Origin of the sequence: Yoonia sp. R2-816, assembly GCF_046762905.1 — a bacterium.
GTDB lineage: Bacteria > Pseudomonadota > Alphaproteobacteria > Rhodobacterales > Rhodobacteraceae > Yoonia.
This window is the reverse complement of sequence record NZ_JBKQXN010000131.1, coordinates 1-1,121: the sequence shown is the minus strand read 5'-3', so window position 1 is coordinate 1,121 and position 1,121 is coordinate 1. Positions and strand designations below refer to the sequence as shown.

Here is a 1,121-nt window from a genome sequence, read left to right as displayed (position 1 = left end):
TAAAGGCGCGGCTGTTAAGATCAGCGGACCTTTGGTCCGCCGCCCCAGCGACCGTGACCCGAAGGGCAGATCGACGTGCAGCAGGACATGTATGATCCAAAGGAGGCGGCGCGGCTCGGAGAGACGTGTGAGCGACTATTGGATCAACTTGTGCTGGTGTACGTTGTTCTGGGCGCAGCTCGCTTGCGAGCAAGGCTAGGGCGCGGTGCCACGACGCTTCGCGGCGGGGCAGGGGCCAATACTGTCACGATGGCCCCCGAAAAGGTTGTGCTTACCGCCCTAGAATACTTCAGCAGGTAAATCCAGGCGACGATATTCCTACGACAACAGCGCAGTTTTGCGTGCCACTGAAGGTGCCACGCACAGCATGCGAGGCGCCACCCTTTTTGGGGCCGCTGAGGACGCTGGAAGGGGCGGCTTTCGCCGCCCCAAGACCCGCGAGGGGCTTAGTCTGTGACGTTGCCGTCCTGATCATCGGCCTTTGGTTCAAAGCCTACGAGTTCGTCAACGGCGACGGGGAAGTCGAGTTTGATGTTGAGGACTTGTCCTGTGCCGTCTGTGCGATCGTTGAGGAAGGCGACACCGACCCGGCGGTAGGATGTCTTTTCGGCCCCGTTGGATGTGTAGGTGACTGGGACAGTGATGTTGAAGCGGTTAGTCATGATCGTTCTCCTTGTTTCGATGGGGCTAATTGAGGCAGGTGCGTCAGGGCGTGATGCAGGCTGAAATGCGGAGGGTCCGCTGCTTGCAGTGGAAACCGTATTTCTGCTTGCCGAAGCTTCAGCTGAGGGGACATCGCGACCGCGCCTGCCTAGACACATCTTTGAGAAACAAGGAGAGCGGTCGTGACGTGAACGCAGAGATTGCTGTTCCTGTTACCGGTCCGACGGGACCGAAGACTGCTTGCGGGGCGGAGTGACCGAAGGATTGGTCGTGCAGAAGGGCTCAAGTCCGGTCAATAAACGGTTCACCCGTCCGTTGTGGGACGTGGGGTTGATGCCGCCTGTGAGCCGGACAGCGTTATTGATACGCCTGCGTGTTTGGGTGGTGACGGCACATCGTACATTTGACCGAAGTCAAGCCGCCGCCAGCACGTGTCACGCTCTCATGCGCGCGCCGCG

At 59.7% G+C, this 1,121-nt stretch carries 1 protein-coding gene; it reads right to left on the bottom strand.

Going from position 1 to position 1,121, the window contains the following annotated elements:
- Positions 1-446: 446 nt before the first annotated feature.
- Positions 447-662, bottom strand: a complete 216-nt coding sequence (locus tag ACFWW2_RS02845) for a hypothetical protein (protein ID WP_393925981.1) — start codon at positions 660-662, stop codon at positions 447-449.
- Between the last annotated feature and the right edge of the window lie 459 nt (positions 663-1,121).